This window comes from Halogeometricum sp. CBA1124 (assembly GCF_009741955.1).
GTDB classification, from domain to species: Archaea; Halobacteriota; Halobacteria; order Halobacteriales; family Haloferacaceae; genus Halogeometricum; species Halogeometricum rufum.
Genome location: NZ_WPCD01000089.1, coordinates 1 through 13830 on the forward strand (window position 1 = coordinate 1; position 13830 = coordinate 13830).

Genomic DNA, 13830 nt, shown 5'->3' on the forward strand with positions numbered 1-13830 from the left:
TACTTCGGCGACGCGCGACCAGCGAGGGCGACTTCCACGAGGGCTCAACTTCGCGGGCGTCTTCGACACGCCGAACGTGTTCTTCTGCAACAACAACCAGTGGGCCATCTCGGTCCCCAGAGAGCGACAGACGGCCGCGGAGACCATCGCGCAGAGGCCGTCGCCTACGCTTCGAGGGCGTGCAGGTGGACGGGATGGACCCCCTCGCCGTCTACGCCGCCACGCGGGCGGCCGTCGACAAGGCGAAGAATCCCGGCGAGGGCGAACGCCGGCCGACGCTCATCGAGGCGGTGCAGTACCGCTTCGGCGCGCACACCACGGCGGACGACCCGAGCGTCTACCGCGACGACGACGAGGTGGAGAAGTGGAAGGCAAAGGACCCGATTCCGCGACTGGAGACGTTCCTCCGGGAGACCGGCCGCTCGACGACGAGGCGGTCGAGGCGATTCAGGCCGACGTGAAAGACCAGGTAGCAGAAGCAATCAAGGCAGCCGAGGCCGAACCCCGACCCGAACCGGACGAGATGTTCACGCACGTCTTCGCTGAGATGACGCCCGAGATAGAGGCGCAAGCCGAGGCGTTCGCGGAACTGTACGCGGAGTACGGCGACGAAGGGTTCCTCCGAGAGTAAACAATGAGTCAGAGTCAACAGACGCAGAATCTCACGTTGGTACAGGCGGTACGGGACGGTCTCTACACCGAAATGAAGGCGGACGACAGCGTGGTCGTCATGGGCGAGGACGTCGGCAAGAACGGCGGCGTCTTCCGCGCGACCGAGGGCCTCTGGGACGAGTTCGGCGACGACCGGGTTATCGACACCCCCCTCGCGGAGTCCGGCATCGCCGGGACGGCCATCGGCATGGCCGCGATGGGGATGCGACCGGTCGCGGAGATGCAGTTCTCCGGCTTCATGTACCCCGCGTTCGACCAGATAGTGAGCCACGCGGCCCGCCTGCGCACCCGCAGTCGCGGCCGGTTCACCTGTCCCCTCGTCGTCCGCGCCCCCTACGGCGGCGGCATCCGCGCGCCGGAACACCACTCGGAGTCCAAGGAGGCGTTCTACGTCCACGAGGCGGGCCTGAAAGTCGTCATGCCCTCCACGCCGTACGACACGAAGGGGCTCCTCATCTCGGCCATCCGCGACCCCGACCCGGTCATCTTCCTCGAACCGAAACTCATCTACCGCGCGTTCCGCGGCGACGTGCCCGAGGACGACTACGAGGTGCCCCTCGGCGAGGCGGCCGTCCGCCGCGAGGGGACGGACATCTCCGTCTACACCTATGGCGCGATGACCCGGCCGACCCTCGAAGCGGCCGAGAACCTCGACGAGGAGGGCGTCAGCGTCGAAGTCGTCGACCTGCGCACCGTCTCGCCGATGGACGAGGAGACCATCGTGGAGTCGTTCAAGAAGACGGGGCGCGGCGCCGTCGTCCACGAGGCGCCGAAGACGGGCGGCCTCGGCGCGGAGATAACCGCGACGATTCAGGAGGAGGCGCTGCTCCACCAGGAGGCACCCATCACGCGCATCGCGGGCTACGACGTGCCGTACCCCCTCTACGCCCTCGAAGACTACTACCTCCCGTCGGTCGCGCGGGTCGAAGAAGGTATCCGCGACGCGGTGGAGTTCTGAACGATGGCTACGAAGGAATTCAAACTGCCCGACGTAGGCGAGGGCGTCGCCGAGGGCGAACTCGTCACGTGGCACGTCTCCCCCGGCGACACGGTCACCGAGGACCAGGTGGTCGCGGAGGTGGAGACGGACAAGGCGCTGGTCGACGTTCCGTCGCCGTACGACGGGACGGTGAAGGAACTGCTCGCCGAGGAGGGCGAGATGGTCCCCGTCGGCACCGTCATCATCACCTTCGACGTCGAAGGCGAGGGTGACGAGGCCGCCGCCGAGAGCGAGGCGGGCGACGGTACCGAGGCGGGCGCAGACGCCGAGCGACCGACGAGGCGCGACGGCCGAAGAGACGGCGGAGACGTCGTCCGGCCGCGTGTTCGCGTCCCCGAGCGTCCGCAAACTCGCGCGCGAACTCGACGTGGACGTGGCCGCCGTCTCGGGCACGGGTCCGAGCGGCCGGGTGACCGAGTCCGACGTGCGCGCGGCCGCGGAGTCCGACGACGAGGCGGAGACGGGCGGGCCGCGGGAGGTGTCGTTCTCCGGCGAGTCGGCCGTCTCGAAGCGCGGCGACGCCGGCAACGGCGAAGTCTCGTCGGCCGCGTCGGCGTCGCAGTCGGCGGCCGGCCGGGAGAAGACGCTAGCCGCGCCCGCGACGCGGCGCGTCGCCCAAGAGGAGGGCGTGAACATCGACGACGTGCCGGCGACCGAACGACGGGACGGCGAGGCGTTCGTCTCCGCCGCGGCCGTCCGGGAGTACGCCGAGGCCCAGCGCGCGGCACAGGAGGCCGACGCGGAGGCGCTTGCGGCCGAGGAGGGCGCCGGCGAGGCGGCCGAGGCGGAGGCGTCCGCCGCGACCGAATCCGCGGATGCGGCTCCCGCGGCCGGCGAACGCGTCCCCTACCGGGGCGTCCGCCGGGCCATCGGGAACCAGATGGAGACGTCGAAGTACACCGCGCCGCACGTCACGCACCACGACGAGGTGGACGTGACCGAGTTGGTCGACCTCCGCGAGGAACTGAAGCCCCTCGCCGAGGAACAGGGCGTCTCGCTCACGTACATGCCGTTCGTGATGAAGGCCGTCGTCGCGGCCTGAAGGAGTTCCCGTTCATGAACTCCCAACTCGACGAGGAGAACGAGGAGATAGTGCTCCGCGAGGAGTACAACGTCGGCGTCGCCACCGCGACGGACGTCGGCCTGATGGTGCCCGTCGTCCACGGCGCGGACGGCAAGGGCCTGTTGGACCTCGCGCGCGAGATGAACGAGAAGGTGCAGAAGGCCCGCGAGCGGAAGATATCCCCCGACGAGATGCAGGGCGGCACCTTCACCATCACCAACGTCGGGGGCATCGGCGGCGAGTACGCGACACCCATCATCAACTACCCCGAGGTGGGTATCCTCGCTCTCGGTGCCATCAAGGAGAAACCCCGCGTCGTCGACGGCGACGTCGTCCCGCGGAAGGTGCTGACGCTGTCGCTATCGTTCGACCACCGCGTCGTCGACGGCGCGGTCGGTGCGCGATTCACGAACAAGGTCAGGGAGTACCTCGCGAACCCCAAACTCCTCATGCTCGAATAAATGGTCGTTGGAGACATCTCGACAGGAACTGAGGTACTGGTCGTCGGCGCGGGACCGGGCGGCTACGTCGCCGCCATCCGCGCGGCGCAACACGGACTGGACACGACGCTGGTGGAGAAGGACGCCTACGGCGGCACCTGCCTGAACCACGGCTGTATCCCCTCGAAGGCGTTCATCACCGCGTCGTCGCTGGCCCACGAGGCGGGCCACGCCGAGGAGATGGGCATCCACGCGAACCCCGCGGTGGACATGTCGCAGATGCGCAGTTGGAAGGACGACGTGGTGGACGGACTCACCGGCGGCGTCGAGAAACTGTGCAAGGCCAACGGCGTCAACCTCATCGAGGGGACGGCGCGGTTCAAGGACGACGGCGCGGTGCGCATCGAACACGGCGGCGAGGGGCAGGGCTCCGAAACCGTCGAGTTCGAGCACTGCATCGTCGCCACAGGCTCTCGCCCGATACAGATTCCGGGGTTCGAGTTCGCCGACGACCCCATCTGGTCGTCGCGGGACGCACTCGCGGCCGACTCGGTGCCGAACGAACTCGTCGTCGTCGGCGCGGGCTACATCGGCATGGAACTGTCGACGACGTTCGCGAAACTCGGCTCCGACGTGACTGTCGTGGAGATGCTGGACGACGTGCTCCCGGGCTACGAGGACGACGTCGCCCGCGTCGTCCGCACGCACGCCGAGAGCCTCGGCATCGACTTCCACTTCGGCGAGGGCGCGAGCGGTTGGTCGCCCGACGGCGACGGCGCCGTCGTCGAGACGGAGACGGAGGACGGCGAGACGGCGTCGTACCACGCCGACAAGGTGCTCGTCGCCGTCGGCCGGTCGCCGGTCACCGACACCCTCGACGTGGCGAACGCCGGCCTGGAACCGAACGAGAACGGCTTCCTCGAGACGGACGACCGGATGCGGACGGACGTCGAGCACATCTACGCCGTCGGCGACGTGGTGGCCGACTCGCCGATGCTGGCGCACGTCGGGTCGAAAGAGGGCATCGTCGCGGCCGAACACGTCGCGGGCGAACCCGCGGCCTACGACGCGCAGGCCGTCCCCGCCGCGGTGTTCACCGACCCCGAGATAGGGACGGTGGGCATGACCGAGGCGGAGGCCGAGGAGGCGGGCTTCACTCCCGCCGTCGGCCAGATGCCGTTCAACGCCTCCGGGCGCGCGATGACGACGGGCCACACCGACGGTTTCGTCCGCGTCGTCGCCGACGAGGACAGCGGCTTCGTCCTCGGGGGCCAGATAGTCGGCCCCGAAGCCTCGGAACTCGTCGCCGAACTCGCACTCGCCATCGAGATGGGCGCGACGCTCGAAGACGTGGCCGGCACCATCCACACCCACCCCACCCTCGCCGAGGCGGTCATGGAAGCCGCCGAGAACGCGCAGGGACAGGCGATTCACACGCTGAACCGGTGAGCTAAGCCGCCGGGCAGCGCCCTCTGCTCTCCGCATCGAGGGCGACTAGAAGGCTATTTGTCGGATCGAGCGAATGTCGAAACATGGTACTTCTCGTCCCCTTCGACGGGTCGGAACTCGCGGCGGCGGCGCTCACGCGGGCGACGCAGTTCGGGTACGCCTTCGACGAGGACACCCTCGCGGTGAGCGTGATTCCCGACGGGAACGTCGAGTACGCCCGCGAGCGCGGGTGGCTCGACGCGGGCGAGGCGTTCGACCGAGAGACGGTGGTCTCGCGACTGCACGAACGGGTGGCCGACCGCAGTCCGAGCGCCGACTTCCAGTACGAGGTGGTGGACCGCTACGCGACGCCGGGGACGATAGCGAACCGGCTTCGCAAGGTGGCCAGACGCGAGGAGGCGTCGATGGTGTTCGTCGGCAGCGAGAACGCCGGCCACATCGTCACGACCCTCAGTAGCGTCGGGAGCAGAGTCGCCGCGGACGGAGCGTACGACGTGGTGGTCGTCCGCCACCGCCAGCCCCGCGAAATCCCCGCGCTGTCGGCGGCCGGCGAGCACCGTACGTCGGAGCCGAGAGTCGACCTCTCCGACGTGGACTGACCGGGGCGCCCCGACCGGTCAGACGCCGGTATCGTCCGCGAGAGCGTCAACTATAGCTATTCTTTCGGCGCGCGTACGGGGAGTGTATGAGCAAGACACAGCAGCGAGCGGAGATAACCGGCCTGCGCATCGTCTCGCTGGTCGTCGACGACGTCGACGACGCCATCGAGTTCTACACGCAGACGCTCGGCTTCGAGGTGAAGGCGGACGACGACTTCGAGATGGACGGACGGGCGGGCCGATGGGTCACGGTGGGCGTCCCCGGACAGGACGTCGAGATTTCGCTCGTCGAGGCGGAGGAACCGTACTACGACGAGAACACGCAGACGCTCCTGGAGTCGAAGCGCGGGACCGAGACGTGGTGGACGTTCCGGACGCCGGACTGCGAGGCGTCCGTCGCCGCCCTCCGGGACGCCGGCGTCGAAATCACGCAGGAACCGCGGACGTACCCGTGGGGCACCGAAGCGATGTTCGCGGACCCCTCCGGCAACCAGTTCAGCCTGTTCGAGTACGCGGAGTGAACCGTCGCCGCCGCCGCGGTCACGCGGGTCCACCGCGGTCCCTTCGTCGCCGTCACTCCGTACTGTCTCACTCCAGCGTCACCGTCACTCCAGCGTCGCCTCAGTCCACCATCACCGTTACTCCAGCATCGCCGTCGCCGCCGCGCGGACCTGCGACAGCCCGTTCTCCCGAAGCGCCCGCGGCAGCCGTCTTCGGCCGTTCTCGACCGCGTCTCTGAGCGCCGCCGTCGCCTCCCGTGAGACGCCTTCGCCGTGGCCGACGAGGACGCGTTCGGGGTCGTAGTCGAGGAGGAACCGGGGCGTCAGCAGTCGCTGGGTGAGGTACAGGCCGAGGCGTTCGTCGCCGACGGTGTAGGGCGAGGCGGTGCCGAGCGACTCCGGGACGTACAGCGTGTCGTCGGACGGCCGGTGGGCGACGCCCTCTGACCAGCCCGGAAACGGCGCGAGTTCGCGGACGCGGAAGCCCGAGTCGCCGAGGCGGCCGTCGAACCGTTCGACGGGGGCGTCGACCCGGTCCGCGACGCGCGGGAGCCACCGCGGTATCGACACGGGGACGTCGTGGCGGGCGGCGAACGCGCCGGCGTCGCGGGCGTGGTACGCCGAGAGGACGGCCACGCCGGCGACCGAACCGAGTTCGGCGACGGCGTCGTCGATTCCGGCGGCGTCGAGCGGGTCGAACAGCCAGACGCCGCCGTCGTCGGCGACGACGGCGTGACTCGCCCTGCGCGCCGTCTCCCGCGGATGGGAGAGCCAACTCAACCCGCGGTCCCAGTCGGCGGCGACGACGAAGTCGGCCGACGCCGACCGGTCGTACATCGTCATAGTTCGGCCGTCGACCGAGCGAGGTAAAAACGTGTCCCGAAGGGGCGAGAGTGCGTTCGGTGGGAGCGGTCGCTGCGGGCGGGAGACGGCGGGCGACGGAGGACGGGCGACGCCGTGGTCGGTGCCCGCGCCCGTCGTCGTCCGCGTCGGCGCTACTGGTCGGACTTCGGCAGGATACTGTACCCCTCGAACACCTTGCCGAGGCGGTACATCGAGGCGACGACGGCGTCGCAGGACGGTCTGACGGCCGGTTTCGGGACGAAGCCGACGGAGAGGCCGGCGACTTCGAGCATCGGCAGGTCGTTCGCGCCGTCGCCGACGGCGACGGTGCGGGAGAGTTTCACGCCGAGGTCGGCGGCCAGCGACTCCAGCGCCTCGTCCTTCGTCCCCTCGACGAGCGGTCCCTCCACCTCGCCGGTGAGACGCCCGCCCTCGACGGGGAGACGGTTGGCGACGATAGTGTCCACTTCGACGCCCTCCGCCTCCAGAGCGCGTTCGACGCCGCGTTCGAAGCCGCCGGTGAGGATGGCGACGTGGTGGCCGGCGTCCCGGAGGCGGGCGATGAGGTCCGCGGCGCCCGGCCGGAGGGTCACGTCACGTACGCCTCCTCGGCGGACTCCTCGTCGAGTCCGTCGAGGAGGGCGGCGCGTTCGCGGAGGCTGTCGGCGTAGGAGATCTCGTCGTTCATCGCGCGGTCGGTGATGTCGGCCATCTCGTCGGCCACGTCCATCCGGCGGCCGAGGAGTACCGTCATCTCCGAGTCCGAGAGCGTTCCGTCGAAGTCGAAGGCCACGAGTCGCATGTCCCCCACTTCGCTCCGCAGGGTTTGAAACCAACCCATCCAGTCGGACTCCGAACCGGCCCCGACGAGCGACCGGAGTGACGAACGTGAGCAGTTCACACAGCTAAAACCGCCGTCGAAGAAACCCTTAACCGCGGACATACGGTGGGTACGCGCATGAAGGTACTCGTCACAGACCCCATCGACGATGCGGGTCTGGAACGCCTTCGTGAAGCGGGTCACGAAGTCGAGACTGCCTACGACGTAGCGGGCGATGCACTGTTGGACGCGGTGGCCGACGCGAACGCACTCGTGGTCCGTTCCGGCACCGAGGTGACCGACGAGGTGTTCGAGGCCGCACCCGACCTCGTCATCGTCGGACGCGCCGGCATCGGCGTCGACAACATCGACATCGACGCCGCCACCGACCACGGTGTCATCGTCGCGAACGCGCCGGAGGGGAACGTCCGCGCCGCCGCCGAACACACGGTGGCGATGGCGTTCGCCGCCGCGCGGTCCATCCCGCAGGCGCACGCCCGACTCAAGACCGGCGAGTGGGCCAAGGGCGACTACCTCGGCACGGAACTGAACGCAAAGACGCTGGGCATCGTCGGCCTCGGCCGCGTCGGGCAGGAGGTGGCCAAGCGACTCGACGGCATCGGCATGGACCTCGTGGCCTACGACCCCTACATCAGCGAGGAACGCGCCGACCGCCTCGGCGCGGAACTCGTCGAGTTCGAGGCGTGTCTCGAACGCGCCGACTTCCTGACGGTCCACACGCCGTTGACGCCCGAGACGAAGGACCTCATCTCGACCGAGGAGTTGGAACTGATGGGCGGCGGCTACCTCGTCAACTGCGCCCGCGGCGGCGTCGTGGACGAGGCGGCCCTCGCCGCGGCCGTCGAGAACGGGACGCTCGACGGCGCGGCCATCGACGTGTTCGCGGACGAACCGGTCTCGCCGGACAACCCGTTGTTGACCGTCGACGAAGTCGTCGTCACGCCGCACCTCGGCGCGTCCACCGAGGCGGCACAGGAGAACGTCGCCACCTCAATCGCCGACCAGATAGACGCCGCGTTCCACGGCGAACCCGTGATGAACGCGCTGAACGCGCCGTCGGTCGACAAGAGCGCGTTCCCGCGCATCCGCCCCTACATCGACCTGGCGGAGACGGCGGGCAAGATAGCCGCGCAACTGCTCGACGGCCGCATCTCCAAGGTCGAAGTCGCCTACGAGGGCGACATCGCCGAGGAGGAGGTGGAACTCGTCACCGCCTCCGCGCTGAAGGGCGTCTTCGAACCGCTGGAGTGGCAGGTGAACGCGGTCAACGCGCCGAGCATCGCCGAGGAACGCGGCATCGACGTCACGGAGTCGAAGTCCCGACAGGCGGAGGACTTCCAGAGCCTCGTCACCGTCACCGTCGGCAACGACGAGAACTCGCTGTCCATCTGCGGCACCCTGTTCGCCGGGGACGACCCGCGCATCGTCCGCATCGACGGCTACCGCGTCGACGCCATCCCGCACGGCCAGATGCTCGTCGCCCGCAACTACGACAAGCCCGGCGTCATCGGCTTCATCGGCACCGTCCTCGGCGACAACGACGTCAACATCGCGGGGATGTTCAACGCCCGTCGCCACGAGGAGGGCGGCGAGGCAATCACCGTCTACAACCTCGACGACCCCGTCCCGGACGCGGTCAGAGAGAAACTGCTGGCGGACGAGCGCATCACGGACGTGAAGTACCTCACGCTGAACGGCACGGACGAGTAGCGAACGGAGCGAGAACGAAGGACCGCTTTCGACTCGGTCGGACCGACGCCCGTCAGAGACCCGACTGCCGCACCCACGCCTTGTAGCGCCGTCTGAGGCGCGTCCACTGCTCGTCGACCGTCTCGGCTAGCCGCCGGAAGACGGGCGTCGTGGATTCGGACGAGGCGCGCGACGCGGGCGGCGCCCGCGCGAGTTCTTCCGGCGACTGCGCTTCCGCCGACGCGGCGGCGTCCGGCGACGCGGCACCGTCCGCGTCGATGAGTCGCTCGTAGCGGTCGATGACGTCCTGTCGCTGGTCGCGCGTCTCTCGAAGCGTGCGGCGGAGTTCCTCGTTCTCGCGGCGTAACCGCGTCACTTCCTCTCTGAGCGACGACACGTTCCCGTGTCCGTCGGTCCGAGCGCTCAGTTCGTCTGTCCGAGCGCTCAGTTCGTCTGTCCGAGCGCTCAGTTCGTCTGTCCGAGCGCTCGGGTCACCGGTTCGCGCGTTCTGTTCGGCGTCTCCCGACGCGTCGCGGGGTTCGGTTCGCGACTCCTCGCGAACCGGAAACGTCCGCGACCCGTTCGACCCACCGCTCACCGTCCCGGTCGGCATCGTTGGCGAGGGCATGTCCGGGAGGAAGGACCGCGGCGGCAAGAAGTTACGTCAGACCGGCGTCATTCACAGTTCAGAAGGCGTGAGAGTCGGGTTTTCTTACTCTGCGCCGATGTGCTCCAGCACCTGCTCCGTCGAGTTCGGCACGGGTTCGGGTTCGCCGCCCGCCTCGAACGCCGCGTCGGGGTCCTTCAGGAGGTGGCCGGTGGTGAGACAGACCACGTCCTCGTCGGCGGCGACGACGCCATCACCGCGGAGTTTGCGGAGGCCGGCGACGGAGGCGGCGGAGGCGGGTTCGACGCCGATGCCCTCGCGCGCTAAGTCGCGTTGCGCCTCGGTTATCTCCTCGTCGGAGACGGCGACGGCCGTCCCGCCCGTCTCGCGGATGCCGGGGAGCGCTTTCGGGGCGTTGACCGGGTTGCCGATGCGGATGGCCGTCGCCCGCGTCTCCACCTCCTCCCAGCGCTTCGTGTCCGCCCATCCGTGCTCGATGGCCTCGACCATCGGGGCCGCGCCCTCGGCCTGCACGCCGGTGAGTTTCGGCACCTGTTCGGGGTCGAGCGACCCCGACTGGACGAGTTCGCGGAACGCCTTGTAGAGCGCCGAGGTGTTGCCCGCGTTGCCGACCGGCAGGACGATTCGGTCGGGGAAGCGGCCGTAGTCGTCGCGGAACTCCTCCAGAATCTCCAGCCCGATGGTCTTCTGTCCCTCCAGTCGGAACGGGTTGAGCGAGTTCAGGAGGTAGACCTCGCCGCGTTCGGCGAGGTCCTGCACGATGTCGAGACAGGAGTCGAAGTTGCCGTCGACTTCGAGGATGCGCGCGTCGTGGAGGGCGGCCTGTGCGATCTTCCCGGCGGCGACTTTGCCGGAGGGGAGCAGCACCAACGTCTCCATGCCGCCGCGGGCGCCGTAGGCGGCGAGGGCGGCGGAGGTGTTGCCGGTGGAGGCGCAGGCGAGGCGGCCCACGCCCAGTTCCTGCGCCACGCGGACGCCGACGGTCATGCCGCGGTCTTTGAAACTGCCCGTCGGGTTCATGCCCTCGTGCTTGATGCGGAGGGTGTCGACGCCGATGTCCTCGCGGAGGCGGGGCGCCTCGTGGAGGGGCGTGTCGCCCTCGGGGAGACTCACACCCTCCTCGAACGGGAGCGCCGCCCGGTAGCGCCAGACGCCGCGGCCCTGCCCTTCGAAGTCGTCCAGCGTCGGTGGGTCCGCGTAGCGCACTTCCAACAGGTGGCCGTGGTCGCTGGTGTACCGAATCTCGTCGAACGGAGCGTACGCGTCGCCCGTCTCGATACACTCCAGCCACACGCCGTCGTCCGCGACGTCCGGGACGTCCGGCGCGGGAGCGGTGAGTTCGAGGCTCATTGTCCGAAGCGAGACGTTCGGCGGGCAAAAGGGGGACGGTTCGGGCGCGTACTGCCGTCGGAACGAAAGCGACATGTCGGTCCACCGCGAGTTTCCGCCGATGCCCTCCATCTCGCGACGCGGCGTGCTCGCCGGACTGACCGCGGCGGCGACGGCCGGTCTGGCGGGCTGTCTCGGCGACGACGGCGCCTTCCCCGACGGCGACTGGCCGATGCCGGGGCGGACGCCGCAGAACGCGAGCGCCCTGCCGGAGACGACGCTGCCGAACGCGGTGACGGAGGCGTGGGCGGCGCCCGTCGGGTCGTACTGGCAGAGCGCACCCGTCGTCTACGACGGCGACGTGGCGGTGGCGACCGGGTCGGAACTCGCCACGTTCGACGCGGACAGCGGCGACGAACGGATGACCCGGCCGCTGGACGCTGAGGTGTGCGCGAACCCGGCGTACGACGCCGCGACGGAGACGCTCGTCGTCCCGACGTACGACCCCGGAACCGACGGCGACGGCGGGTCCGTCTCCGCGCACGACGCGGCGTCCGGCGAGGAGCGCTGGTCGCTCGACGCGGGCGACGCTCGCCCGTACAGCGTCCGAATCGCCGACGGCGTGGCCTACGTCCGCACCTCGACGGCGTGTCTCGCGGTGGCGACGGGCGACGGCGCCGTCCGGTGGCGGCGCGACGACTTCGAGCCCGTCGCCTACGAGCAGTACAACGCCGGCGAGGACCTGAGCGCCAGCGTCGCACCGACCGTCGCGGGCGACACGGTGTACGTGACGGACGCCAACCGCGTTCGAGCGCTCGCTCGCGAGGACGGCCGGGAGCGCTGGCGGCTGTCGGCGCCGTTCGTCCTGTCCGCGCCCGCGTTCGACGACGACAGACTGTACGTCAGCGAGTACGCGGGCGACACCGCGGCGTTCGACGCCGACGGCGAGGAGGTGTGGCGCGCGCCGTCAGCGGCGTGGCCGCCCCCTCGGCGGGGCCCGAGACGGTGTACGCGGTGGACGGCGAAATCGTCGCTCTGGACGCCGAGACGGGCGAGGAGCGGTGGCGGTGGGACCTGCGGGCCAGCACCGTGGACGCGACGCCGGTGGCGACGGCCGACGGCGTCCTCGCAGTCGGCAACCGGTCGGCGGCCCTGCGCGACCGGCGCCGATTCGGCGGGTCGGGGAGTCGCGTCCGGTGGTCGCTGCCCGACCAGGTGTCGTACTTCGTCTCGCCGGCCGTCGGCGCCGGGCACCTGTTCGTCCTCGACCCGTTCCGGTCGCGACTCGTCGCGTACGAATCGGCGTGAGGAGAGCGGCGGGACGGGTCGGAGACGGGAGCGACCCGCCGACGGCGACGGTGGCGGTGACGGCGGCTACTCGCCGCCGTAGTCGTCGATGCTGTCGTGGACCCGTTCGGCCCACTCGTCGAGTGCCTCGTGGAGCATCTCCTTGGCCTCCGGAAGCGGCGTGCCCGTGTACTGGTAGACGTAGCCGCCGGGGTCCAGCAGTCGGCGCTCCCGTCCGGCGAGTCCCTTCTCCATCAGCGTCGTCAGGGAGCGGTTGACGTTGCTCCGGTCCCTGTCGAGGATGTCCGCGAGTTCGGCCACGGTGCTGCCGGGGTTGTCGAGGAGGGTGAGGTACGTCCGACTCTCGTGTTCCTGCACCCCGAAGACGCACGCGAGTACGTGCTGGAAACTGGGGTCGTCCGTCTCGATGAGGTCCCCCATGTCTGGCGCGTCGCTCATACGTCGTATAGTCCGCCCGGCCGATTAAAAGGACCCGCCACCGGTAACGGGCGCGCCGACGCCGTGACGCGCGACGATGGACGCGTCGAATGCGGTAGATTCGACGGACGCGGCGGCCGCCCGAGTCGCGACGTCGACGGCTGTCGTTCGGTTCACTCGTCGCGGGCGTACCCCATCTTCAGGATGCAGTCGCGCATCCCCTTCTCGTCGGGGTGTTTGTGCAGCGTCGTCGGCGTGTCGCAGTAGAACGTCGTCCCGTCGTGGCGGAGCGACACCTCGTGGACCCCGCCCAGCATCTCGGCCTCCACGATGACGCGTCGGCCCTCGCGGAGCGCGTCGAGTATCTCGTCGGCCGTCAACTCGCCGGACTTCGCACGAAGTGGCTCGGGCATCGGCCGTACCGACGGGCGTCTCGATATTTATAGTACCGTTCGCTCGCACGGCGAACGGGAAGCCGGGGGCGAAAGCGAGACGACGCGCCCGGTCAGTCGCGGACCGTCGCCACCGCGAGAGCAAGGAACGCCACGAGGGCGAGGAGCAACGCGAGTCGCGCGCGGCCCGCGGGGACCGAGAGCGGTCCGAAGACGTACAGCGAGAGCGACGCGAGGGCGACGGCTCCGGCGACGACGGCGACGCTCCCGGCGGCGTGGACCGCCTCGCCGCGGCGCGTCTCCGCGTCGGTGCCGAGCGTCGCGCCCACGTCCACGGCGTTCTCCCCGACGTCCCAGACGAGGAGGGCGGCCCCGACAGTCGCCACCGTGACGACCGGCGCGGCGTCGGCGGCGGCCGCCAGCAACGCCGCGAGGAAGAGCAGACCGCTCCCGAGGGCGAACCCGCCCGCGGCGGGCGGGACGACCCCGCGTTCGACGAGGGTGGCGACGACGGCGACGACGGAGAGGACGACGAACAGCGTCGCCATGGCGAGGGCGGTGACGAGGATGAGCTGTCCACGGTCCCCGTCGGTCACATCCGCCACGTCACCACCTCCACGACGACGACGTCGGACGGGACCGTCGGGCTCCACGTCCGGG

The 13830-nt window shown here is 69.7% G+C and carries 12 protein-coding genes and 5 pseudogenes; 10 read left to right on the forward strand and 7 right to left on the reverse strand.

Features of this window, described 5'->3' with window-relative positions:
- The first annotated feature begins 76 nt into the window (after positions 1-76).
- From GJ632_RS11820 to GJ632_RS11845, 7 genes and pseudogenes are all read left to right on the forward strand, one after another.
- Positions 77-461, forward strand: a pseudogene (locus GJ632_RS11820) (thiamine pyrophosphate-dependent enzyme).
- Positions 458-631 carry a hypothetical protein gene (locus tag GJ632_RS23725; protein ID WP_231751519.1) on the forward strand — a complete coding sequence of 58 codons (174 nt, stop codon included), beginning with the start codon at positions 458-460 and terminating at the stop codon, positions 629-631. The pseudogene GJ632_RS11820 and the gene GJ632_RS23725 overlap by 4 nt, the downstream one beginning before the upstream one ends.
- A gap of 3 nt (positions 632-634) precedes the next feature.
- A complete protein-coding gene (locus GJ632_RS11825) occupies positions 635-1630 on the forward strand; it encodes an alpha-ketoacid dehydrogenase subunit beta (protein ID WP_089803726.1) in 996 nt (331 codons plus the stop codon).
- Between the two features lie 3 nt (positions 1631-1633).
- Positions 1634-3196 (forward strand): annotated as a pseudogene (locus GJ632_RS11830) (dihydrolipoamide acetyltransferase family protein).
- A complete protein-coding gene (gene lpdA / locus GJ632_RS11835) occupies positions 3197-4624 on the forward strand; it encodes a dihydrolipoyl dehydrogenase (protein ID WP_191453023.1) in 1428 nt (475 codons plus the stop codon).
- 83 nt (positions 4625-4707) lie between these two features.
- Positions 4708-5223: a universal stress protein gene (locus tag GJ632_RS11840; RefSeq protein ID WP_191453024.1), complete on the forward strand. Its 516-nt coding sequence runs from the start codon at positions 4708-4710 to the stop codon at positions 5221-5223.
- Positions 5224-5309: 86 nt separating this feature from the next.
- The gene (locus GJ632_RS11845) at positions 5310-5744 is read left to right on the forward strand and encodes a VOC family protein (protein ID WP_191453025.1); all 435 of its coding nucleotides are present in this window, start codon (positions 5310-5312) and stop codon (positions 5742-5744) included.
- 117 nt (positions 5745-5861) lie between these two features.
- On the opposite strand, the gene GJ632_RS11850 is transcribed toward GJ632_RS11845, so the two are convergent.
- Both GJ632_RS11850 and serB read right to left on the reverse strand, forming a co-directional pair.
- On the reverse strand, positions 5862-6566 hold the full coding sequence (locus tag GJ632_RS11850; protein ID WP_191453026.1) for a hypothetical protein: 705 nt from the start codon (positions 6564-6566) through the stop codon (positions 5862-5864).
- Between the two features lie 152 nt (positions 6567-6718).
- A pseudogene (serB, locus tag GJ632_RS11855) lies at positions 6719-7368 on the reverse strand (phosphoserine phosphatase SerB).
- A 156-nt stretch (positions 7369-7524) separates the two neighbouring features.
- Here serB and serA point away from each other — a divergent pair.
- A complete protein-coding gene (gene serA, locus GJ632_RS11860; protein WP_191453027.1) occupies positions 7525-9117 on the forward strand; it encodes a phosphoglycerate dehydrogenase in 1593 nt (530 codons plus the stop codon).
- Positions 9118-9169: 52 nt separating this feature from the next.
- Here the strand turns inward: serA and GJ632_RS11865 are convergent, their stop codons facing one another.
- Positions 9170-9724: a hypothetical protein gene (locus GJ632_RS11865; protein ID WP_191453028.1), complete on the reverse strand. Its 555-nt coding sequence runs from the start codon at positions 9722-9724 to the stop codon at positions 9170-9172.
- An 84-nt stretch (positions 9725-9808) separates the two neighbouring features.
- Positions 9809-11074 carry a threonine synthase gene (gene thrC / locus GJ632_RS11870; protein WP_089803734.1) on the reverse strand — a complete coding sequence of 422 codons (1266 nt, stop codon included), beginning with the start codon at positions 11072-11074 and terminating at the stop codon, positions 9809-9811.
- Between the two features lie 211 nt (positions 11075-11285).
- On the opposite strand from thrC, the pseudogene GJ632_RS25930 reads away from it, so the two are divergent.
- A pseudogene (locus GJ632_RS25930) lies at positions 11286-12011 on the forward strand (PQQ-binding-like beta-propeller repeat protein); the annotation flags it as partial.
- 56 nt (positions 12012-12067) lie between these two features.
- Positions 12068-12361 (forward strand): PQQ-binding-like beta-propeller repeat protein, encoded by a 294-nt coding sequence (locus GJ632_RS25935; protein WP_394351801.1) that lies wholly within the window; start codon positions 12068-12070, stop codon positions 12359-12361.
- Positions 12362-12427: 66 nt separating this feature from the next.
- On the opposite strand, the gene GJ632_RS11880 is transcribed toward GJ632_RS25935, so the two are convergent.
- The 3 genes and pseudogenes from GJ632_RS11880 to GJ632_RS11890 form a co-directional block, all read right to left on the reverse strand.
- A complete protein-coding gene (locus tag GJ632_RS11880; protein WP_089803736.1) occupies positions 12428-12799 on the reverse strand; it encodes a helix-turn-helix domain-containing protein in 372 nt (123 codons plus the stop codon).
- A gap of 152 nt (positions 12800-12951) precedes the next feature.
- Positions 12952-13191 carry a hypothetical protein gene (locus GJ632_RS11885; RefSeq protein ID WP_191453030.1) on the reverse strand — a complete coding sequence of 80 codons (240 nt, stop codon included), beginning with the start codon at positions 13189-13191 and terminating at the stop codon, positions 12952-12954.
- Positions 13192-13283: 92 nt separating this feature from the next.
- Positions 13284-13830 (reverse strand): annotated as a pseudogene (locus tag GJ632_RS11890) (hypothetical protein); the annotation flags it as partial.

Coding starts and splice junctions, on each gene's coding strand:
- GJ632_RS11825 (WP_089803726.1), top strand. CDS start 635: ATGAGTCAGAGTCAACAGACGCAGAATCTCACGTTGGTACAGGCGGTA.
- lpdA (WP_191453023.1), top strand. CDS start 3,197: ATGGTCGTTGGAGACATCTCGACAGGAACTGAGGTACTGGTCGTCGGC.
- GJ632_RS11840 (WP_191453024.1), top strand. CDS start 4,708: ATGGTACTTCTCGTCCCCTTCGACGGGTCGGAACTCGCGGCGGCGGCG.
- GJ632_RS11845 (WP_191453025.1), top strand. CDS start 5,310: ATGAGCAAGACACAGCAGCGAGCGGAGATAACCGGCCTGCGCATCGTC.
- GJ632_RS11850 (WP_191453026.1), bottom strand. CDS start 6,566: ATGACGATGTACGACCGGTCGGCGTCGGCCGACTTCGTCGTCGCCGCC.
- serA (WP_191453027.1), top strand. CDS start 7,525: ATGAAGGTACTCGTCACAGACCCCATCGACGATGCGGGTCTGGAACGC.
- GJ632_RS11865 (WP_191453028.1), bottom strand. CDS start 9,724: ATGCCCTCGCCAACGATGCCGACCGGGACGGTGAGCGGTGGGTCGAAC.
- thrC (WP_089803734.1), bottom strand. CDS start 11,074: ATGAGCCTCGAACTCACCGCTCCCGCGCCGGACGTCCCGGACGTCGCG.
- GJ632_RS11880 (WP_089803736.1), bottom strand. CDS start 12,799: ATGAGCGACGCGCCAGACATGGGGGACCTCATCGAGACGGACGACCCC.
- GJ632_RS11885 (WP_191453030.1), bottom strand. CDS start 13,191: ATGCCCGAGCCACTTCGTGCGAAGTCCGGCGAGTTGACGGCCGACGAG.